This is a genomic window from Kribbella sp. NPDC002412 (assembly GCF_053592935.1).
The window spans coordinates 1-19380 of record NZ_JBSFBL010000055.1; the positions used below are offsets into that span (position 1 = coordinate 1).

Annotated in this window: 20 protein-coding genes; 10 read left to right on the forward strand and 10 right to left on the reverse strand. The window is 69.1% G+C overall.

Annotated elements, in window-relative coordinates; all coding sequences use genetic code 11:
- Positions 1 to 12 precede the first annotated feature (12 nt).
- Positions 13 to 528, reverse strand: coding sequence for a DinB family protein (locus ACWCOV_RS33315; RefSeq protein WP_449833324.1), 516 nt, complete (start codon positions 526 to 528; stop codon positions 13 to 15).
- Between the two features lie 146 nt (positions 529 to 674).
- Here ACWCOV_RS33315 and ACWCOV_RS33320 point away from each other — a divergent pair, with 146 nt between their 5' ends.
- On the forward strand, positions 675 to 1499 hold the full coding sequence (locus ACWCOV_RS33320; protein WP_449833325.1) for an alpha/beta fold hydrolase: 825 nt from the start codon (positions 675 to 677) through the stop codon (positions 1497 to 1499).
- A gap of 153 nt (positions 1500 to 1652) precedes the next feature.
- Entirely contained in the window at positions 1653 to 2600 is a 948-nt protein-coding gene (locus ACWCOV_RS33325) for a S1 family peptidase (RefSeq protein ID WP_449833326.1), read from the forward strand.
- Positions 2601 to 2656: 56 nt separating this feature from the next.
- On the opposite strand, the gene ACWCOV_RS33330 is transcribed toward ACWCOV_RS33325, so the two are convergent.
- Positions 2657 to 4126: a M28 family metallopeptidase gene (locus ACWCOV_RS33330; protein ID WP_449833327.1), complete on the reverse strand. Its 1470-nt coding sequence runs from the start codon at positions 4124 to 4126 to the stop codon at positions 2657 to 2659.
- 132 nt (positions 4127 to 4258) lie between these two features.
- Between ACWCOV_RS33330 and ACWCOV_RS33335 the strand changes: the two genes are divergently transcribed.
- A complete protein-coding gene (locus ACWCOV_RS33335) occupies positions 4259 to 5020 on the forward strand; it encodes a DinB family protein (RefSeq protein WP_449833328.1) in 762 nt (253 codons plus the stop codon).
- Here ACWCOV_RS33335 and ACWCOV_RS33340 read toward each other — a convergent pair.
- Positions 4984 to 5865, reverse strand: coding sequence for an LLM class flavin-dependent oxidoreductase (locus ACWCOV_RS33340; protein ID WP_449833329.1), 882 nt, complete (start codon positions 5863 to 5865; stop codon positions 4984 to 4986). The genes ACWCOV_RS33335 and ACWCOV_RS33340 overlap by 37 nt on opposite strands.
- A 132-nt stretch (positions 5866 to 5997) precedes the next feature.
- On the opposite strand from ACWCOV_RS33340, the gene ACWCOV_RS33345 reads away from it, so the two are divergent.
- The gene (locus tag ACWCOV_RS33345; RefSeq protein WP_449833330.1) at positions 5998 to 6891 is read left to right on the forward strand and encodes an SDR family oxidoreductase; all 894 of its coding nucleotides are present in this window, start codon (positions 5998 to 6000) and stop codon (positions 6889 to 6891) included.
- A gap of 8 nt (positions 6892 to 6899) precedes the next feature.
- Here the strand turns inward: ACWCOV_RS33345 and ACWCOV_RS33350 are convergent, their stop codons facing one another.
- From ACWCOV_RS33350 to ACWCOV_RS33360, 3 genes are all read right to left on the reverse strand, one after another.
- On the reverse strand, positions 6900 to 7304 hold the full coding sequence (locus tag ACWCOV_RS33350; protein ID WP_449833331.1) for a nuclear transport factor 2 family protein: 405 nt from the start codon (positions 7302 to 7304) through the stop codon (positions 6900 to 6902).
- Positions 7297 to 8616, reverse strand: coding sequence for an MFS transporter (locus tag ACWCOV_RS33355; RefSeq protein WP_449833332.1), 1320 nt, complete (start codon positions 8614 to 8616; stop codon positions 7297 to 7299). Before ACWCOV_RS33355 ends, ACWCOV_RS33350 begins: the two co-directional genes overlap by 8 nt.
- Positions 8617 to 8791: 175 nt before the next feature.
- Positions 8792 to 8983 (reverse strand): hypothetical protein, encoded by a 192-nt coding sequence (locus tag ACWCOV_RS33360; protein ID WP_449833333.1) that lies wholly within the window; start codon positions 8981 to 8983, stop codon positions 8792 to 8794.
- Positions 8984 to 9146: 163 nt separating this feature from the next.
- Here ACWCOV_RS33360 and ACWCOV_RS33365 point away from each other — a divergent pair, with 163 nt between their 5' ends.
- A complete protein-coding gene (locus ACWCOV_RS33365) occupies positions 9147 to 9767 on the forward strand; it encodes a hypothetical protein (protein WP_449833334.1) in 621 nt (206 codons plus the stop codon).
- Here ACWCOV_RS33365 and ACWCOV_RS33370 read toward each other — a convergent pair.
- Complete coding sequence (locus ACWCOV_RS33370) at positions 9756 to 11156, reverse strand: FAD-binding oxidoreductase (RefSeq protein ID WP_449833335.1); 1401 nt, start codon at positions 11154 to 11156, stop codon at positions 9756 to 9758. The genes ACWCOV_RS33365 and ACWCOV_RS33370 overlap by 12 nt on opposite strands.
- 174 nt (positions 11157 to 11330) lie before the next feature.
- Here ACWCOV_RS33370 and ACWCOV_RS33375 point away from each other — a divergent pair, with 174 nt between their 5' ends.
- Complete coding sequence (locus ACWCOV_RS33375; RefSeq protein WP_449833336.1) at positions 11331 to 12560, forward strand: lactate racemase domain-containing protein; 1230 nt, start codon at positions 11331 to 11333, stop codon at positions 12558 to 12560.
- 35 nt (positions 12561 to 12595) lie between these two features.
- Positions 12596 to 14053 (forward strand): flavin-containing monooxygenase, encoded by a 1458-nt coding sequence (locus ACWCOV_RS33380; RefSeq protein WP_449833337.1) that lies wholly within the window; start codon positions 12596 to 12598, stop codon positions 14051 to 14053.
- 230 nt (positions 14054 to 14283) lie between these two features.
- Here the strand turns inward: ACWCOV_RS33380 and ACWCOV_RS33385 are convergent, their stop codons facing one another.
- A complete protein-coding gene (locus tag ACWCOV_RS33385) occupies positions 14284 to 15654 on the reverse strand; it encodes a cystathionine beta-synthase (protein ID WP_449833338.1) in 1371 nt (456 codons plus the stop codon).
- 76 nt (positions 15655 to 15730) lie between these two features.
- On the opposite strand from ACWCOV_RS33385, the gene ACWCOV_RS33390 reads away from it, so the two are divergent.
- Complete coding sequence (locus tag ACWCOV_RS33390; protein WP_449833339.1) at positions 15731 to 16759, forward strand: SGNH/GDSL hydrolase family protein; 1029 nt, start codon at positions 15731 to 15733, stop codon at positions 16757 to 16759.
- A gap of 115 nt (positions 16760 to 16874) precedes the next feature.
- Positions 16875 to 17105: a DUF4287 domain-containing protein gene (locus ACWCOV_RS33395; RefSeq protein WP_449833340.1), complete on the forward strand. Its 231-nt coding sequence runs from the start codon at positions 16875 to 16877 to the stop codon at positions 17103 to 17105.
- A 143-nt stretch (positions 17106 to 17248) separates the two neighbouring features.
- Here the strand turns inward: ACWCOV_RS33395 and ACWCOV_RS33400 are convergent, their stop codons facing one another.
- Together ACWCOV_RS33400 and ACWCOV_RS33405 are read right to left on the reverse strand one after the other, a co-directional pair.
- A complete protein-coding gene (locus tag ACWCOV_RS33400; RefSeq protein ID WP_449833341.1) occupies positions 17249 to 18094 on the reverse strand; it encodes a Bax inhibitor-1/YccA family protein in 846 nt (281 codons plus the stop codon).
- Between the two features lie 78 nt (positions 18095 to 18172).
- Entirely contained in the window at positions 18173 to 18610 is a 438-nt protein-coding gene (locus ACWCOV_RS33405) for a hypothetical protein (protein WP_449833342.1), read from the reverse strand.
- Positions 18611 to 18641: 31 nt separating this feature from the next.
- Between ACWCOV_RS33405 and ACWCOV_RS33410 the strand changes: the two genes are divergently transcribed.
- A complete protein-coding gene (locus ACWCOV_RS33410; protein ID WP_449833343.1) occupies positions 18642 to 19379 on the forward strand; it encodes a class I SAM-dependent methyltransferase in 738 nt (245 codons plus the stop codon).
- Position 19380: the final 1 nt, after the last annotated feature.

Sequence of the window (19380 nt, forward strand, 5' to 3'; positions counted from 1 at the left end):
AGGGTGGCGAGCTCACCGCTCAGGCTCGGGTCCGGCCAGACCGACGTCTGCGGGATGGGCGGTTTCGGCGGCGATGTGCAGGAAGACGCGGCGGACGGACCAGAAGACTCCCGGGGGTTGCCAGGGGGCGGCGGGGAGCTCGTAGCTGGTGTTCAGGTCGAGGGTGCGGACGAGGTCGTCGGTGGCGGCCGCGACCTTCTCGTACTCGGCCAGTACGCCGGCCAGCGTCTCGCCCTCGGTGAGGCGGAACTGGCTCTCCCACTCGGCGATCAGCTCGGGAGTGAACTCGGTCTCCTCAGGCGTGTCCTCGCCACCGCCGTTCTGGGCGAACTCGGCCCACCGGCGCTCGACCGCGGTGACGTGCTTGATCAGGCCGCCGACCGTCAGCGCGCTGACGGTGCTCCGGGTGTTCGCCTGCTCGTCGGAGAGCCCTTCGGCGGTGTACCGCAGGAAGTACCGGTGCTTCCCGAGGAAGTCCAGAAGGTCGGCCCGCTCACCGGTGACACTTTGCTGCTCGTTCACTGTCATGCTTCGAGCCTAGAAGCGGTAGCGGCCAGTTCGTGTCCGCTACCCGGATGATCCCGAGACTCGACGACGTTGCCGGGGTTAGGGTGACGTGGGGCCGCCCGAAACCGTTGTGCACAAGGGTTTTCTCGAATCGAGGGGGCAACACCGTGGGTACTGTCACGACCAGCGACGGGATCGAGATCTTCTACAAGGACTGGGGCAGCGGTCAGCCGATCGTGTTCAGTCACGGGTGGCCGTTGTCGGCCGACGACTGGGACGCGCAGCTGCTGTTCTTCCTGCAGCAGGGGTACCGCGTCATCGCCCACGACCGCCGCGGCCACGGCCGGTCGACGCAGACCGCCGACGGTCACGACATGGATCACTACGCCGACGACCTCGCGGCCGTCGTACAGCATCTCGACCTGCACGACGTCATCCACGTCGGCCACTCGACGGGCGGCGGCGAGGTCACCCACTACCTGGCCCGGCACGGCGAGTCCCGGGCCGCCAAGGCAGCGCTGCTGTGCGCCGTGCCGCCGCTGATGGTGAAGACCGACGCCAACCCGGAGGGCCTGCCCAAGGAGGTCTTCGACGACCTCCAGGCGCAGCTGGCCGCGAACCGCTCCGAGTTCTACCGCGGGCTTGCCTCCGGACCGTTCTACGGATTCAACCGGCCCGGCGTGGAGTCGTCCGAAGCGGTCATCGCGAACTGGTGGCGCCAGGGCATGATGGGCGGCGCGAAGGCGCACTACGACGGCATCGTCGCGTTCTCGCAGACCGACTTCACCGCGGACCTGCAGCAGATCAGCATCCCGGTCCTGGTGGTGCACAGCGAGGACGACCAGATCGTCCCGTACGTCGCCTCCGGCCCGAAGTCGGCCGCGTTGCTGAAGAACGGCGTACTGAAGACCTACAAGGACCTGCCGCACGGCCTCCCCACCACGCACGCAGCCACCCTCAACGCCGACCTCCTCGAGTTCCTGCGGTCCTAGTATCCGTCGCTGTCGGTGCGCACCTGGTAGCCGGGGGCAACCACTGGACGGTTGCCCTCGGTGCCCCTTTGTTTGCAGGGATTCGCGATCTAGTACTGCGTTCCTGCCGGGCGTACTGTGCTGGCACTGTCCACTCGAAGGAGCGTGCGACTCATGCGGAACCTGTTACGTAGTTGCGCCGTACTGGCCGGCTTGGCTCTGCTGGTCACCTCGACCGCGCCCGCCGGCGCGATCGTCGGCGGCGCGCCCGACAACGGGGAACACCCGTACGTCGGCCAGTTGCTGTTCTACGTCCCGGACGCGATCGACCCGCGGTTCGACGATCCGGGCGCCTGGTTCAACTGCACCGGCACCCTGATCGACGCGGACACGGTCGTCACCGCCGGGCACTGCACGTTCGCGGTCGGTGTCGAGGGTGAAGTGCCGGACAACCCGCTGTTCGGCGGGACCGACGTGTGGTTCTCGGTGTCCGAGGCGCCGGACTACTCCGTCCTGCCGCCGAGCTCCACGTTCGTGCCGGATGGCAACGACGAGCGCTACGAGACCTGGTCGGCGATCCTCGACGCCAGCAGCGAATGGGCCGAGGCGGAGTCGACGTTCACGCACCCGGAGTACGTCGACGAGGCGTTCCTGCTGCACGACCTCGGTGTCGTCGAGCTGTCCGAGCCGATCGAGCTCGACGAGTACGGATCGCTGCCGTCGCCCGACTACCTGGACCGGTACGCCGGGAAGGCCAAGCAGCGCGCCCTGTTCGAGTCCGTCGGGTACGGCCTCGAGGACAGCGGCCCGAAGTTCTCCCTCGGCGGTGACACCCGCCGGAAGGCGGACCGCCGGCTGATCAGCTTCAGGGGCGCGTACGGTCTGCGCGACATCGCGGTGATGTTCTCGCACGCCCAGGGCGGATCCACGACCGGAGGAACGTGCTTCGGCGACTCGGGCGGCCCGACCTTCGACATCACCTCGCCCGCCATCGCGGAGCAGAACATCATCGTCGCGGTCACGTCGTTCGGCTTGAACTACAACTGCAACGCCAGCGGCAGCTACCGCATCGACCAGCCCGACGACCTGGCGTTCCTGCTCGATCCCGCCGGGTCCTACTGATCCACGGAGCAGACAGCCCGGGGCGTTCAGGCCCCGGGCTGTCGTTCGTCCGGGTGTTACGGGATGGCTGTCAGGTTGAACGCGAATCGTGCGGTGGAGTCGGCGATGGCGTCGGCGTTGACGTCCAGGGCGGTCAGGTTCGGGTTGGCGATGGTGTCGCACGCCTGGTGGTAGCAGACGTCGTACGCGACGCCCGCCGTACCGCCGAACAGGGCTGCCTCCTGCGGTGTCTTGATGCCCTCGGCGCCGGTGAAGATGCCGCCCGCCGGGATGCCGGCCGTGATGAACGGGCCGTAGTCGGACCGGCCGTCGAAGTCGGTGCCGACCGTGGCCAGGCCGCGGCTGGCGAAGAACGCCTCGAACTGGTCCTCGATCTGCGCCGATCCGGGCGGTCCGGCCGGGAAGCCGGTCGCGTCGGAGTCGTCGCCGTCGTACAGCTTGTAGGCGTAGTTCGGCGAGGCGACCATGTCGAAGTTCAGGTACACCCTGATCTTGTCCCGCTCGGCCTGGGTGAGGCCTTCGACGTACTGGTCGGAGCCGAGCAGACCGACTTCCTCGGCCGCCCAGAACGCGAACCGGACCTTGTTCTTGACCGGGAAGTTGTTCATCTGCAGCGCGGTCTCCAGGATGGCCGCCGTACCCGAGCCGTTGTCGTTGATCCCCGGACCGGCCTCGACGCTGTCGAGGTGCGCGCCGACCATGACGACGTTGTTCGGGTCGCCCTTGCGGGTCTCGCCGATCACGTTGTAGTCGGTCCCGAGGGTCAGCGTGGAGTCGACCTTCAGGTGGACGACCGCGCCCGCGGTGCCGGCGAGCTCGTTGCCGACGGCGAAGCTGGCGAAGACCATCGGCACACCGGCCCGCCACTCACCGATGTCGAGCGGGAACGGGTCGGTCCGGCCCGGCTGGCCCTCGTTGAAGATGATGATCCCGCCCGCACCGGCGAACCCGGCGTTGCGCACCTTCGTGGCGAACGGGCAGGTGCCGCGCTGGATCAGCGCGATGTTGCCCGGGGTGAACGCGGCGAAGTCGGACATCTCGCAGCCGCTGGTCGATGTCGGGGTCGGCGTCGGCGGCAGCGTGACGTCGACCGCCTGCACCGGCGCGGTCACGTCACCCGCGGGCGACGGCTGGAAGGTGAACAGGTCGACGCCGGGCGTGTAGGTCTTCTGCGTCGGCGCCGTCAGCTCCAGGACCGGCGGGCTGTTCTCCACCCAGTTCTCGACGAAGTTGATCGGGTCGAGCGTGACCCGGTACCCGGCCTGCTCCAGCTGGGCCGCGACGTACGCCGCCGACTGGTCGTAGCCCGAGGTGCCGACGGCCCGGTTGCCGCCGTTCCGGTCGGCGATCGCCTGCAACGCGACCATGTGCTTCTGGGCGTTCTGCCCGGTGACCTTCTTGGCCAGGAGCTTGGCGTACGTCTCCTCGATCGGAACGGCTCCGGCCGGTACTTGTTGGGCTGCGACCAGAGCAACGGCCGCGGCGAGACTGATTGCGCCGATGGCGCCACGACGGAACACACGCATGGTTCCCCCCACAAAGCGAATAGACCAATCCCCCAGGCCTGACGCCCTGGCAATGTAACCTGGCCGGCTGCACTCGACCAGAGGTCAGCTTTCCGGAAGTGAAACGTCCGGAACCTGCTCTACCGTGAGGCCATGGGGTTCATGGACGGGTTGACCGGGAAGCACCTCGAGCGAGCGGATCTGAGTGGCGCAATGCTCCGCCACGTCGATCTGCGGAACGCGCGGTTCGAGCAGGTGACACTGACCGGGACGCGGATGCGCGGCGTGGAGCTCGGGCACGTCACGATCGACGGCGACATCGAGGACCTGGTCGTCAACGGGGTCGACGTCGCGCCGTACGTGTACGCCGAGCTCGACCGCCGCTACCCGGACCGGGCGCGGATGCGGCCGACCGACCCGGAGGGATTCCGTACGGCGTGGGACATCCTCGAACGCCTGTGGGACGGGACGGTCACCCGGGCACGGTCGCTCCCGCCGGAGCTGCTGCACGAGAGCGTCGACGGCGAGTGGTCGTTCATCCAGACGCTCCGCCACCTGGTGTTCGCCACGGACGCCTGGGTACGGCGGGTCATCCTCGGCGACCCCCATCCGTGGGACCCGCTCGACCTCCCGTTCGACGGGATGGGCGACGTCCCGGGTGTGCCGTGGGATCGCGCCGTACGCCCCGACCTCGACGAGGTGCTTGCCTTACGCAAGGACCGGATGGCGACCGTACGGCGGTACGTCGACGAGTTGACCGTGGAGCGACTCGACGGCAACACCACCCCGGTCCCGGAACCAGGCTGGCCCGGGCCCGACAGCTACCCGGTCCGCGAGTGCCTCCTCCTTGTCCTCAACGAGGAGTGGCAACACCGCCTCTACGCGGAACGGGACCTCGACGCGTTGGAAGGCTGAAGTACTTCGGCGAGTCGGGTGACCTGGTCGGGATCGGCGGACGCCGGGTAGAGGACGACGTCGGTGGCACCGGCTTCGCGGAGTGCGGTCAAGTGGTCGTCGATCTGAGCGGGTGTGGTGAGTGTGTCCGCGCGGGCGAAGTCGAAGTAGGCGTCGCCGTAGTAGTGCCGGATGTAGTCGTCGGCAACAGTGTCCGCGTGGCGGCCCAACGCGAAGTACCGGCCGGTGACGATGCGCGGCTGACCGGTCCGTCCCGCTTCCTGCCAGGCTTCGCGTACGGCGTTCGCGCCCTGCTCGAGCGTGGACGTCCCGAACAGCGGAGCCACCCAGCCCTGCCCGTGCGCGGCGGCTCGCCGATAGGCGGCAGGCACCAAACCACCGAACAGCAACCCGGGCCGTCCATCGGGGAGCTGTGTCATCGGCCCGCCCTGGCCGCTCAGCTCACCCGCCCACACCTGCCGCCACGTCTCGAGCGTCGTCTCCCACAACCCGGCCAACCCGTCCCTGGACGCACCGCTGGCAGCAAAGTCATCCGGCCAACCGCCCAACCCGAGCCCCGCCGTCAGCCTGCCCCCGGACAGCACCTCCACCGAGGCCAGCTGCTTCGCCAGCAGTACGGCGTTGTTCCGCCACCCGACGTTCAGCACGGTCGTCAACAACTCCACCGTCGAAGTCCGTCCGGCCGCCACGGCCAACGCCGTCAACGGCTCCAGGTTGTCGTACACCAACCGGTCGATCACCCCCACCGAGTCGAACCCCGCCGCCTCGGCCTCGCCCGCCCACTCCCCCACCAACCGTCCGTCGACCCCAGGCACCGCCGCCGGCAAACCGATCCCGACCCTCATCCCACTGCTCCTCTCATCCACAGAAGCAACGTAAAACCCCCACTCACCGGGCGTATTGAACGAATCGGACGAGTAACTGGGGGTTGCGATGGCATTCGAACGGGGGCACGGTCGTGTCAGGGGGTGGTCCTGATGATGCTGGTGGTTGGGGGTACTGGCGACCTCGGTGGGCGGGTGGTCCGGTTGCTGCTGGGGGACGGGCAGGACGTGCGGTGCCTGGTACGGCCGGGGTCGGACGGTGAGCGGCTCGAGGAAGCGGGAGCGAAGGTCGTTCGGGGGGATCTGACTGATCCGGGGAGCCTGGCCGAGGCGTGTCAGGGTGTCGAGACGGTGATCGCCACCGCGACAGTGATCGGCAGGCGGCTGGCCGGCGTACCGAGTCCGTCGATTCACGAGGCCGACGAGCTGGGGATGGCTGCGCTGGTGGACGCGGCCGAGACGGCCGGCGTACGGCGCTTTGTCTATTTGTCGTACGCCGGCGTCGACGCCGGCCTCGGCACGCCGCTCGAACGCGCCAAACTGGCGACAGAACAGCGGCTGAAGCGGTCGGCACTGCGGAGTGTGGTCGTGCGCCCGGACGCCTTCCAGGAGGTTCACCTCGGACCGGTGGGCCGGTTCGACCTCGCTGCCGGCAAGGTGTCCGTGATCGGGTCCGGGATGGCCAAGCAGCGCTGGCTGAGCACCGACGACGCCGCCGCGCTCGTCGCCAAGCTCGCGGCCGAACCCGATCCGCCGGCGTTGGTCGAATTCGGCGGGCCGGAGGCGATCAGCCGGAACGAGGCAGTAGCGATCGCCGAGGACCTCACCCACCGCCGGATCAAGGTCCAACGCATGCCGGCACCGCTCGCTCGCCTGGCGATCCGCATGCTGAACGACAGGAACGACGCGATGGCGTCGGTGTTCGGAGCTGGTCTGCTCCTCGGCACCCAGCCCGCCACCTGGGACGACGAACCCTTACGCCAAAGGGGAATCACGCCACGCTCGGCCACCGACTTCCTCCGCGACCAGGCGAACCGCCTGCCGTAGCGCCGGAATCATTCGGTCAGCTGCACCGTGTCGGCGTGGCGGTGGAAGACCTTCCACTCGCCGTCCTCGCGGCGGTAGAGCTGCGTGACCCGGAGCGTGTACTTGCGCGGCTCACCGTGCAGGCTCGCGGCCGTATGCTCGTAGCCGATCGTGTACGCGATGTCGCCGTACACGTCCGCCGAGATCACCTCGTGCGTGTACGACGTGCAGTCGGAGAAGCTGTCCTCCAGCTTCCCGAAGATCTCCTCCGCCTCCGCCCAGGTGGTCCCGGTCATCCAGGCGCCGAGCACGGTCACCGGATCCTGCCGTGACCAGAGCACCCGCCGGGGGCCGGCGTCGCCGTTGTGGATCGCGACCTCCGCGTCCCGAAGCCGCGTCGTCACCCACTCGAGGAAGTCCGCTCGCTCAGTCATGGTTGCCTCCCCTCTCCTGTTCCGATTGAAGAACGCCGCCCGGGAAACCACCAGGGATCGCAGTCCCGGCCACCCGGGAGAGCGGAATCCAGGACACGGCGATCAATCCCGTTGCCACGAGCAAGGTGAGGCGCGGACCGACGAGCGTGCCGAGCGCGCCGCCGAGCAGCGCGCCCAACGGGAACAGGCCCATCAGCAGGAACCGCATGGTCGCGTTCACCCGGCCGAGCAGCCGCTCGGGTACGACGCGCTGCCGCAGCGTCACCGTCGTGATCGCGTAGACGATCTGCCCGAGCTCACCGGCCGCCGTACTCAGCACCAGCAGCAGCGTGAGCCAACCGGGCTGAGCGAGTACGCCGAGGACGCCGAGCGGACCGGTGATCGCGAGCGAAAGCCAGATGACGCGCTCGGATCCGAACAGCCGCGCCAGCCGAGGGGTGAGCGCCGCGCCGAGCATCGCCGTCACCGATCCGACCGCCAGCACGATCCCGACCAGCGCCGGCGACAGGCCGAGCGTCCGGACCATGAAGATGAAGCTCACCGCCGAGGCGATCGCGAACGCGAAGTTGTTCAGTGCGCTGGTGATCGCGATCGCGCGGATCACCCGGTGCCCGACGACGTACCGGAGGCCTTCTCGGATGTCTGTCCACAGGGTCGCGTCCGTGGCCGGCCGCCGTACCTCCGCGCGCGCCTTGATCGCCAGCAGGGACAAAGCGGACGCGAGGAAGGTGAAGGCCTGGATGAGTACGACGTTCGCCGCGCCGATCGCGGTCACCAGCCAGCCGCCGAGCCCGGGACCAGCGATCTGGCCGGTCGCTCGGACCGTCTCCATCGCCGAGTTGCCGGTGAGCAGGCGGTCCTTGCCGACCACCGTGGGCAGGTAGCTCTGGTACCCGACGTCGAAGAACACCCGCGCGAACCCGGTCAGCAACGACACGACGACCAGTTGCGTGATGGTCAGTACGCCGGCCAGCGCCGCGACCGGGATCGACGCCAGCACCACGGCCCGCACCAGATCGCTCGCCACCAGAATCCGGCGCCGCCGCCACCGATCCACCCACGCGCCGGCCGGCAACCCGATCAACGCGAACGCGACCGTGCTAGAGGCCGTCACCAGCCCCAGCTCGAACGGCGTGGCCCCCAAGGTGAGCACAGCCAGCAGCGGTATCGCCACACCACTGACCTGAGCCCCGAACTGACTGGTCGTCTGCCCAACCAGCAACCACCGAAAATCCCTCGTCACGACAACCTCCACAGAACCGGATGGAATCCCACCCGCCCGCAGAAACTCGTCGCTAGGGGTGGGGCACATTACCGGCCCCACACCCCAAGGGCAACCAGGAGCACTGGGCTACCGGGCCTGGAAAGCTCCCGACGCCCGGTAAGCGGCGTACAGCCCCAGGACCACACGTGTCGGCGGATGCAGCTCGCCAGGAGGCTCGGCAAAGAACCCGAGCTCAACCACCTCGTCCGGGCCCGCGGTCAACTCACCGGTCCACCGGCCGGCCTGGTTCGGCGGCGCCGGCGGGGAGTTCCCAGCGGCCGGTGTCTCGGCTTCGCTGGAACAGGATGCGGTCGGTGGGGTCCACCGCCAGGACCTGTGCTCCCGGCATCAGCAGGAGGCGGGAGCCGACGTGCTGGCGGAGGTGCCAGAGGTACGAGCCTTCATAGGACGGCATGGATGAGAGTGTGGACTGTGTGAAGAGGATGGCGGGGACCCTGCTGGCGGTTGGGCTGGTTTTGGGGTTGGGATGGGCGGTTGTGGTCAGCAGCGCCATGCCTAGTTGGTTTGATCCGGATGAGGCTTGTGTGTTGCGGTTCGGTGGGGCGGACAGTGCTGGGGTGGAGGTGCACACGGGGTGGTTCCCGCCGCGGGCGACCTGTGATTTCGGCGACGGGGACGTGCGGGACTTCATCTCGCTTACCAAGTCGGTGGTGTTCTCGGTCTCCGGCGTGCTGATCGCCGTACTGCTGGTCGTCGGGCTGGTTCTGACGGTACGGCGGCTGAGCGGCGACCACGGTCCGACCACGACCGCGGACGGCGTCGACCTGAGCAAGCGGCGGCGCAGCCACCTCGCCTTCGGCACCCTCGACATCGCGGTCGTCGTCGCCGTGCTGACGGCGGCCAACGTGGTCGCGATCATCCTCGGCGACCTCCCCGGCGGCATCCTGTTCGCGCTCGCCTCGTTGGTCGGCCTCAGCGCGCTGGCCGTCGTACTCGACCGCCACACCGGCCCACTCCCGAGTACGGCGCTCGACAGCCGCCGGCGTGGAACCACGGCCGGTCTGACGGTCTTCGGCGTGATCTTCGCGGCAACCGCGATCACCGGGCAGATGCCGTTCTTCCGGCTGTGGTGCGCGCCGCTGGCCGCGGCGACGTACGCCGCAGTCACCGCCGTCCAGTGGTCCCGCCTACCCCACTACAAACGGGACCACCGAACGGCGCATCACTCAACCCGCTGAGCTTTCCGGCCAGCCGGGGAGGATGTTCTGGTTGAGGTGGAACACGTTCTCGGGGTCGAACTCGCACTTCACCCGCGACAACCGGTCGTAGTTCTCCTGCCCGAACCCGGCGACCACCCGGTTCTGGCCCTCGTTCCCGATGAAGTTCAGGTACACGTACCCGGTCGCCCACTCCTGCAGGTCGCTGCACAGGTCCCGCGACCACTCCCGCCCGCGCGCGTCGTCCGCCGGATCGGACCACAGCCCGAACGGGTGCACCACCCACGCCGCCTTCCGGTGCGGCAACGGCCAGTCGTCGGCACCTCGCAGTACGGCGCCGCCCCACGGGAGCGCGATCTGCTGGGACGGCGACGGCGCCGGCATGTCCGACGACCGGTCGCAGAACAGCTGTACGGCGGGATCCGGGAACGACGAGAGGTGTTCAGCCGACCAGTAGTTGCGGTACCCCGGCGGATCGTCGAGTGCCGAGTTCAGGTCGGCGTACGGCAGCTCCGCTACGAACTCACCGGCCGGACCAAGCCCGAACATCGGCGCGAACGCGTCCCGCGCCTCCGCCTCAGGACCGGCGTACATCGCCCCGGCCGCCACGACCCGCTGCCCCTGCAGATGCTCCGGCACGAACGGCTCCGGCGGCCCGGTCAGGTACAGCACGCCGCCGCCCAGGTTCTCGGACGCGCCGGCCTCGATCATGTCCCGGTACGCGCGGATCACCGCAGGACCGGCCTCCGCCGGCCAGAGCAGCATCGCCAGCGTGGTCGTGGGCAGCTCCTCCAGCCGGAAGGTCAGCGACGTGGCGACCCCGAAGTTGCCACCGCCACCGTGCAGCGCCCAGAACAGCTCGGTGTTCTTTGTCTCGTCGGCGATCAGCAGCCGGCCGTCCGCGGTGACGAGCTCGACCGAGACCAGGTTGTCGCAGGCCAGCCCGAACTTCCGCTCCATCCACCCCGACCCGCCGCCGAGGGTGAGGCCCGCGACGCCGGTCGTCGAGACCCGGCCGCCCGTGGTCGCCAGGCCGTGCGGCTGGCAGGCCCGGTCGAAGTCGGCCCAGGTCGCGCCGCCGCCGACCCGGGCGATCCGCGCGTCCGGGTCGACCTGGACGCTGTTCATCCGGCGCAGGTCGACCACCAGGCCGCCGTCGCTCACCCCGGTCCCGGCGACGCTGTGTCCGCCGCCCCGGACCGCGATCTCGAGCTCCCGCGCGACGCCGTACTTCACCGCCGCCACCACGTCGGCCGCGGACTCGCACTGGGCGATCATCGCCGGCCGCTTGTCGATCATCGCGTTGAAGACCGTCCGGGCCTCGTCGTACGCCGGGTCCCCGCCCGTCAGCACGATGCCGCCGAAACCTTCCGGTCTCGCCCCCGCCGGCCGCTCGATGGTGTCGGACATGGTCTTCCCCCTCGGTGTGCAGCCCACCCCAGCTGACACCGCCGATCGTGCGCCCCGCAGCGGCTCTGGGTCAAGGCTCGATCCCTTACCTGCCGATGACACGATCCCTTGTCCACCAAGGGTTCCTGCCCGGTCACGGCTCGGAACTGCCAGGCAGGGCCTAGGGTGGATGCCATGGACGCGACGGTGATCGGTGGACCCGGCCAGGTGCTGACCGACGACGAGGTGACCAGCTTCGTCGGTGACGCGTTGGGCCGAGCCGGGCTGGAGGGGCGCAGCATCTGCGTGATCGTCCCGGACGCCACCCGCAGCTGCCCGCTTCCGCTGCTGCTGAAGGCGGTCCACCAGGCCCTCGAGGGCCGGGTCGCCAAGCTGACCATCCTGGTTGCCCTGGGCACCCATGCGGAGATGACGCCGGACCAGCTCCTCACCCACCTCGGCGGCGAGTACGACGGCGTCCTGAACCACGAGTGGTGGAAACCGGACACCTTCGCCGACCTCGGCACGATCGGCGCGGACCGGGTCGGCGAGATCTCCGGCGAGATGCTCCGCGACGAGGTGCCGGTGAAGCTCAACCGGGCCGTGGTCGAGCACGACGTCGCCCTGGTCGTCGGCCCGGTGTTCCCGCACGAGGTGGTCGGCTTCTCCGGCGGCAACAAGTACTTCTTCCCCGGCGTCGCCGGCCAGGAGGTGATCGACTTCTCGCACTGGCTCGGCGCCCTGATCACCAGCTCGAGCATCATCGGCACCCCCGGGACCACGCCGGTCCGGGCGCTGATCGACGAGGCCGCGGCGATGATCCCGGCGGAGAAGCTCGCCCTGTCGGTGGTGGCCCAGTCGGGCACGAACGCGTTGCACGCGGTCGCGTTCGGCGACACGATCTCCTCGTGGCGCGCGGCCGCGGAGATCTCCGCGCGGACCCACGTCCGCTACCTCGACCACCCGGTCCAGCGGGTCGTCTCGGTGATGCCGCCGAGGTACGCCGACATCTGGACCGCGGCCAAGGGCTTCTACAAGGTCGAGCCGATCGTCGCCGACGGCGGCGAGGTCATCCTGTACGCGCCGCACGTCACCCAGCTCGCCGCGATGCACCCGGAGATCGAGGAGATCGGCTACCACTGCCGGGACTACTTCCTCGGCCAGTGGGACCGCTTCCGCGACCTGCACTGGGGCGTCCTCGCGCACTCCACCCACCTCCGCGGCGCCGGCACCTGGGACCCGGCGACCGGTGAGCACCTCCGGGTCCACGTCACGCTCGCGACCGGCATCCCCGAAGACGTCGTACGGCGGGCCAACCTCGCCCACCTCGACCCGGCCGACGTCGACCTGGCGGCGTACGAGAAGGACCCGGAGACCCTGGTCATCCCGAACGCCGGCGAGATCCTGCACCGCCTCAAGCACTAGCCCGGCAACATGACCCGCCGGTAACCTACGCAGCTATGACTGGGGCTGAGGTCGTCGTCGTCGGATCCGGGTTCGCCGGGTTGTGCATGGGGATCAAGTTGCGGCAGGCGGGGTGCGAGAACTTCGTCATCCTGGAGAAGGCCGGCGAGCTCGGCGGCACCTGGCGGGACAACACCTACCCGGGTTGCGCCTGCGACATCCCGTCGTACCTCTACTCGTTCTCGTTCGAGCAGAACCCGCACTGGACCCGGATGTTCGCGCCCTGGGACGAGATCCTCGCCTACCTCAAGCACTGCGCGGACAAGTACGGCGTCGCGGACAAGATCCGGTACGGCGCCGAGGTCACCGAGGCCGTGTTCGACGAAGCGACCGGCCGCTGGACCGTCACCGTCAACGACTCCGAGACGATCGAGACCCAGGCCCTGGTCGCGGGCGTCGGCAGCCTGCACCAGCCCAAGCTGCCGCAGATCCCGGGCCTGGACTCCTTCGCCGGTACGGCGTTCCACTCGGCGCAGTGGGATCACTCCCAGGACCTGCGCGGGCGAAACGTCGCGGTGATCGGGACCGGCGCGTCGGCGATCCAGTTCGTGCCGCGGATCGCCATCGAGGTCGCGCAGCTCGACGTGTACCAGCGGACGCCACCGTGGATCACGTCCAAGCCGGACCGCGCGATCGGCCCGTGGGAGCGGCGGCTGCACGAGCGCTTCCCGGCCGGCCAGCGAGCGATCCGCAACGCCATCTACTGGGGACTCGAGGGGCGCGGCGCCGGGTTCGCGGGCAACCCGAAGCTGATGAAAGGCCTTGAGCTCCAAGCGAAACGCCACCTGTACAAGCAGGTCACCGATCCCGAGCTGCGGGCCAAGCTGACCCCCGACTACCAGATCGGCTGCAAGCGGATCCTGATCTCGAACGACTACTACCCCGCTCTCGGCCGGCCGAACGTCGACCTCGTCACCACCCCGATCGCGCGAGTCACCCCGACCGGCGTGGTCACCACCGACGGCACCGAGCGCGCCTGCGACACGATCGTGCTCGGCACCGGGTTCGACGTCTCGGCCAACCTGACCCGGATGCCGATCCTCGGCAAGGACGGCGTCGACCTGGCCGACCACTGGAAGCGCAACGGCATCGGCGCCCACCTCGGCATCACCGTGGCCGGCTTCCCGAACCTCTTCCTGCTGGTCGGCCCGAACACCGTGCTCGGGCACTCGTCGATGGTCTTCATGATCGAGGCCCAGGTCCGGTACGTGATGCAGGCGCTGCACCTGCTCCGGCGGCGCGGAGCGTCGTACGTCGAGGTCCGCGAGGACGCCCAGGAGCGGTTCGTCGGCGGGATCCAGGGCGAGCTCGGCGACACCGTCTGGCAATCGGGCTGCAACAGCTGGTACCTGGACGCCACGGGCCGGAACTCGACCATCTGGCCGGAGTGGACGGTTTCCTACTGGCGCCGCACCCGCCGGCTCGATCCGGCGGACTTCGTGCTGGTCCATTAGGGGTTGACCCGCACTCCCGAAGTAGGAGCACGGGCGGTCGGCCGTACGACCTTGGGATGAAGGCAAGACCGGTCCTCGGGCCGATGTCCGGACGGCTGCTCTGAAGGATTCTTGAGGTATGGAAATCCTTCAGATCGCCGGCGCAGCGGCCATCGTGATCGGCATCGTGGTCACGGTCCTGCTCGCCATCGTGCCTTCGGTCGTGGACCGGTAAGTCTCTCTGCGGAGAGTCAGTCGACGGACAGGTGGACCAGCAGGTCCTGCCGGGTCAGCACGCCCACCGGCTTGCCGTCGTCCAGCACCATCAGGGCGTCCCGATCCTCGAGCAGCTGCACCGCCTTCGCGACCGGCTCACCGGCGCCCAGTGACGGCAGCGCCGGGTCCATGTGCTGCTCGACCATGTCGGCCAGCCGCGCCTTGCCGGAGTACAGGGCGTCCATCAATGTCCGCTCCGACACCGCGCCGGCCACCTCGGCCGCCATCACCGGCGGCTCTGCCCGAACGACGGGCATCTGCGAGACGCCGTACTCCCGCAGGATGCCGACTGCCTCGGCGATCGTCTCGTGCGGGTGGGTGTGGACCAGTGGCGGCATGCTGCCGTCCTTGCGGGCCAGGATGTCGCCGAGCGTGGTGCCCTGGCGCGCACCGAGGAAGCCGTACTGCGCCAGCCAGTCGTCGCTGAAGACCTTGGTCAGGTAGCCGCGGCCGCCGTCCGGCAGCAGCACGACGATGACCGCGTCCGGGTCGTCGAGCTCGTGGGCGAGCCGGATCGCCGCCGCGGCCGCCATCCCGGCCGAGCCGCCGACCAGCATGGCCTCCTCGCGGGCCAGCCGCCGGGTCAGCGCGAACGAGTCCGCGTCCGAGACCTCGATGACGCGGTCGCAGATGGTCTTGTCGTACGTCTCCGGCCAGAAGTCCTCGCCGACGCCCTCGACCAGGTACGGCCGGCCGGTGCCGCCGGAGTACACCGAGCCCTCCGGGTCGGCGCCGATGATCTGCACCTTCCCGCCGGAGACCTCCTTCAGGTACTTGCCGGTGCCGCTGATCGTGCCGCCGGTGCCGACCCCCGCCACGAAGTGGGTGATCCTGCCCTCGGTCTGCTCCCAGAGCTCCGGGCCGGTGGTCTCGTAGTGCGAACGCGGGTTGTTCTGGTTGGCGTACTGGTTCGGCTTCCAGGCGCCCTCGATCTCGCGGACCAGGCGGTCGGAGACGTTGTAGTACGAGTCCGGGTGCTCGGGGGCGACGGCGGTGGGGCAGACCACGACCTCGGCGCCGTACGCCTTGAGCACGTTGCGCTTGTCCTCGCTGACCTTGTCCGGGCAGACGAAGACGCACTTGTAACCCTTCTGCTGGGCCACCATCGCCAACCCGACACCGGTGTTGCCGGAGGTCGGCTCGACGATCGTGCCGCCCGGCTTCAGGTCGCCGGACGCCTCGGCCGCCTCGACCATCCGGACCGCGATCCGGTCCTTCACCGAACCACCCGGGTTGAAGTACTCGACCTTGGCGAGCACGAGGGGCTTGGCCCCGTCCGTGGTCTTGCCCAGCTTCACGAGCGGGGTGTTGCCGACCAGGTCCAGGAGAGAGTCTGCGTAGCGCACATCTTTACTGTAGTGATACGTACGGCTTTCCCCTATTTTCACTTGCGCGGGCGTCACCGCGTGTAATCCTTGACTCATGAGTAGAGCCCGGGCAGCCAAGAAGCTGGCCCAGGCCGCAGCTGTCGGGGGCGGGGGACTCGGACTCATCGGTGCCACGTTGTACGGCGTACTGACCGCTGAGGCCGAGTACGCGAAACGCGTGATCGGACCGATGCGTTACTACCCGACTCCGGGCGACGGCCTGTTCGGCCGGTATCCAGGACATCCGATCACGTTCGCCATCCTCGGCGACTCCAGTGCGGCCGGCTACGGCACCGAGTCACCGGAAGAGACACCTGGCGTCCTGCTGGCGTCCGGTCTCGCCGAGCTGGCCAAGCGCCCGGTGCGCCTGGTCGACGTGGCGAAGACCGGGGCGAAGTCGTCCGACCTGGCCGCGCAGGTCGATGCCGCCCTGCAGGCCGGGCCGCACGTGGCGGTCATCCTGATCGGCGTCAACGACGTGAAGGCGAAGATGCCACCGTCGACGTCGGTTCGGCTGCTCTCGGCCGCGGTCCGCAGGTTGCGGGCCGCGCACTGCGAGGTGGTGGTGGGCACCTGTCCGGACCTCGGCGCGGTCCGGACGATCATGCCGCCGCTGCGGCAGGTCGCCCGGTCCTGGAGCCAGCGGCTGGCCGCCGCTCAGACCATCGCAGTGGTCGAGGCAGGCGGCCGAACTGTGTCCCTCGGGTCGCTGCTCGGCGAGGTGTTCCGGACCAACCCGTCGATGTGGGGGCGGGACAACTTCCACCCGTCGGCGATCGGGTACGCCGCCGCGTCCGCCGCGCTGCTGCCGTCGGTCGCGGCCGCGATGGGGGTCGGGCCGGAGTCGTTCGTGCACCCGGAACAGTTCCGGGGCGAGGCGATCCTGCCGATCGCGGAGGCCGCCGTACAGGCTGCCCAGACGGCCGGCACGGAGGTCGCCGCCACCGAGGTCGCCGGCCGCGAACGCGGTCCGCGCGGCCGCTGGGCGACGCTGCGGCATCGGCGCCGGCACCCGAAGGCGGACGTCGAGCGGGTCGACGAGCCAAGCTCCGAATCGCAGGACGCCGTACCGGTCTGCCATTAGCTTGACGCCGTTGTGCGTCCGCTGAGGGCTACTTTCATGAAGAGAGTCTTGCCTAGCGACGGCTGTGTGGTGCACAGTCGATAACTACGCGGTACCCCGATGACGGGAGGCGAACATGGGCTTGAACCACTCCGAGGAGACGCACCAGCGTTTGGTGGAGAAGGTGCCCAGGTGCACCGGACGCGAGATGACCGAGTGGTTCCAGCTGATGAACGACGGACCGTCGTTCCTGCGCTTCGACGACAGAGTGAGATGGCTCTCCAGCGAGTACGAGCTCGCGCACGGGCACGCGACCGCCATCGTCCACGAGTACGACCTGCGCCGAGCGCACCGCCGTATGGGCTGACGAGCCGAACAGGAGTCTGATGCAGGAGGCCTGCCCTTTCAGGTGGAGGGGCAGGTCTTCCTTGTTGTGCGTGGACATGCACCACGCGTGAAACGCCGAAGGGCCGGCCCAATTGGGCCGGCCCTTCGGGTTGGTGCGTGTGATCAGTCGCCGCCGCGCAGGATCGCGAGGATGCGCAGCAGGTTCCAGTACAGCCAGACCAGCGTGACGGTCAGGCCGAACGCGGCCCGCCAGGCCTCGCTCTGCGGGGCGCCGTGCTTGACCCCCTGCTCGATCATGTCGAAGTCGAGGATCAGGTTGAACACCGCCAGGCCGGCGCCGAGCGCGGCGAACAGCAGGCCCATCGGGCCGAAGCCGCCGATCCCGGAGTTGAAGCCGAACAGGCTGGCGACGAAGTTGATCAGGATCACGCCGGCGAAGCCCATGGTGGCGATGATGACCATCTTGGTGAACCGCGGCGTCACCTTGATCGCGAAGTACTTGTACGTCGCGAGCGTCAGACCGGCCGTGACCATCGTCGCCAGCACGGCCTGCACGATGATGCCGGAGTCGCCGACCCATCGCGCGATGAACTCGCTGCCGATCCCGAGGAACACACCCTCGGCGGCGGCGTACACCATCACCAGCGCCGGGTTGACCTTACGGGAGAAGGACAGCACCAGGCCGAGCGCGAACGCCAGCAGGGCGCCGGCCAGGAACGCGGGGGTGACCAAGGTGTCCGGAACCATGTACCAGGCGATCGCGGCGAAGAGCACGACGACGCCCAGCGTGGCGGCGGTCCGGACGATGACGTCGTCCATCGTCATGGGGCGGCTTCCGGCCGGCGCGCCTTGGTACTGCTGGGGCGGCACACCGGGTCCGCCGTACTGGCCGGGCTGACCGTTTCCGTAGGGACCCGGCTGACCGTACGGAGCGGCCCCCGGATAAGCCTGGCCTTGGCCAGGCGCGAACGCACTCGACCGGTTCAGGACCGGGTTACTGCTCTGCATTGTCATCCTCCTGGTAGCCCACATCCGGGGCCGTACAGAGATACTACGGTCCCACCCTTAACAACTGCTGAGGAACAGTCACCTGTTCCCCAACCGAAACCGCCCAATCGGCAAACGGTTGCACAACTCAATCGGTTGACGATCCAAATGCGGGCGCTGCTCGAGGTCGGGGCGGGCGATCCGGGCCGCCGCGGTGAGCAGGAAGCGGCCGCGGACCTCGCCGGCGTGCTGGACGGCGAGCTCGATCCCGGCGTTCGCCGGCAGGCCGTCGCGCTCGACCTTCAGCACCCGCCCGCCGCGCGTCACCGTGCCGTCCGCGTTCAGCACCGGCGCGCCCGACAGCTTGCCGCCAGCAACGAATTTCGCCCGTCGGGACGCCCGGGCTTGTTGCCGCCGGCCCCAGATCGCGATCTCGGTGACCGACCACCGAAAACCCGTGGAGGATCCGCACCCGCCCGCGTAGCTTGGCGACCGGCTCGGCCGCACCCAGGCCGGCGAAGAGGGCAGCGACGACAAGCTCCGCTGGATCGGATGAGAGGAGACAGGCGTGGTGGGTGAGCTGTGGGGTGTGGAGGCGGCGCGGCGGTATGACACTCCGGGGACGGGGATGTTCGCGCCGGAGGTGCTGGGGCCGACGGTCGAGCGGTTGGCGGGGCTTGCCGGGGGCGGGCGGGCGCTCGAGTTCGCGATCGGGACCGGGCGGGTTGCGGTGCCGTTGGCGGCGCGTGGCGTGCCGGTGAGCGGGATCGAGTACTCGCCGGCGATGGTCGACCAGCTGCGGACCAAGGTGGACGAGGACGCGATCCCGGTCGTCCTCGGGGACATGGCGAGCGTGCGGGCGCCCGGCGAGTTCACGCTGGTCTACCTGGTGTTCAACACGATCTCCAACCTGCTGACCCAGGAGGCGCAGGTCGAGTGCTTCCGGAACGCGGCCCGCCACCTCTCCCCCGGCGGCGCCTTCCTCATCGAGCTCTGGGTCCCCGAGCTCCGCCGTCTCCCGCTCGGCTCACCGGCAACCGTCGGCGTCGCTGAGCCCGGCTACATCCTGCTCGACACGTACGACGTACTCCACCAGCAGGTCGTCTCCCACCACTTCCACTTCGACGCCGAGGGCACCCGCGCCGAGCTCTTCCGCTCCCCGCACCGCTACATCTGGCCCGCCGAGCTCGACCTGATGGCCCAACTCGCCGGCTTCACCCTCGAATCCCGCCACGCCGACTGGTCCGGCACCCCCTTCACCGCCGACTCCCCTTCCCACGTCTCGGTCTACCGTCTGCGCGGGTAGG

Coding starts and splice junctions, on each gene's coding strand:
- ACWCOV_RS33360 (WP_449833333.1), bottom strand. CDS start 8,983: ATGCCGTCCTATGAAGGCTCGTACCTCTGGCACCTCCGCCAGCACGTC.
- ACWCOV_RS33380 (WP_449833337.1), top strand. CDS start 12,596: ATGACTGGGGCTGAGGTCGTCGTCGTCGGATCCGGGTTCGCCGGGTTG.
- ACWCOV_RS33325 (WP_449833326.1), top strand. CDS start 1,653: ATGCGGAACCTGTTACGTAGTTGCGCCGTACTGGCCGGCTTGGCTCTG.
- ACWCOV_RS33395 (WP_449833340.1), top strand. CDS start 16,875: ATGGGCTTGAACCACTCCGAGGAGACGCACCAGCGTTTGGTGGAGAAG.
- ACWCOV_RS33400 (WP_449833341.1), bottom strand. CDS start 18,094: ATGCAGAGCAGTAACCCGGTCCTGAACCGGTCGAGTGCGTTCGCGCCT.
- ACWCOV_RS33370 (WP_449833335.1), bottom strand. CDS start 11,156: ATGTCCGACACCATCGAGCGGCCGGCGGGGGCGAGACCGGAAGGTTTC.
- ACWCOV_RS33330 (WP_449833327.1), bottom strand. CDS start 4,126: ATGCGTGTGTTCCGTCGTGGCGCCATCGGCGCAATCAGTCTCGCCGCG.
- ACWCOV_RS33340 (WP_449833329.1), bottom strand. CDS start 5,865: ATGAGGGTCGGGATCGGTTTGCCGGCGGCGGTGCCTGGGGTCGACGGA.
- ACWCOV_RS33335 (WP_449833328.1), top strand. CDS start 4,259: ATGGGGTTCATGGACGGGTTGACCGGGAAGCACCTCGAGCGAGCGGAT.
- ACWCOV_RS33355 (WP_449833332.1), bottom strand. CDS start 8,616: ATGTGCCCCACCCCTAGCGACGAGTTTCTGCGGGCGGGTGGGATTCCA.
- ACWCOV_RS33350 (WP_449833331.1), bottom strand. CDS start 7,304: ATGACTGAGCGAGCGGACTTCCTCGAGTGGGTGACGACGCGGCTTCGG.
- ACWCOV_RS33315 (WP_449833324.1), bottom strand. CDS start 528: ATGACAGTGAACGAGCAGCAAAGTGTCACCGGTGAGCGGGCCGACCTT.
- ACWCOV_RS33390 (WP_449833339.1), top strand. CDS start 15,731: ATGAGTAGAGCCCGGGCAGCCAAGAAGCTGGCCCAGGCCGCAGCTGTC.
- ACWCOV_RS33345 (WP_449833330.1), top strand. CDS start 5,998: ATGATGCTGGTGGTTGGGGGTACTGGCGACCTCGGTGGGCGGGTGGTC.
- ACWCOV_RS33375 (WP_449833336.1), top strand. CDS start 11,331: ATGGACGCGACGGTGATCGGTGGACCCGGCCAGGTGCTGACCGACGAC.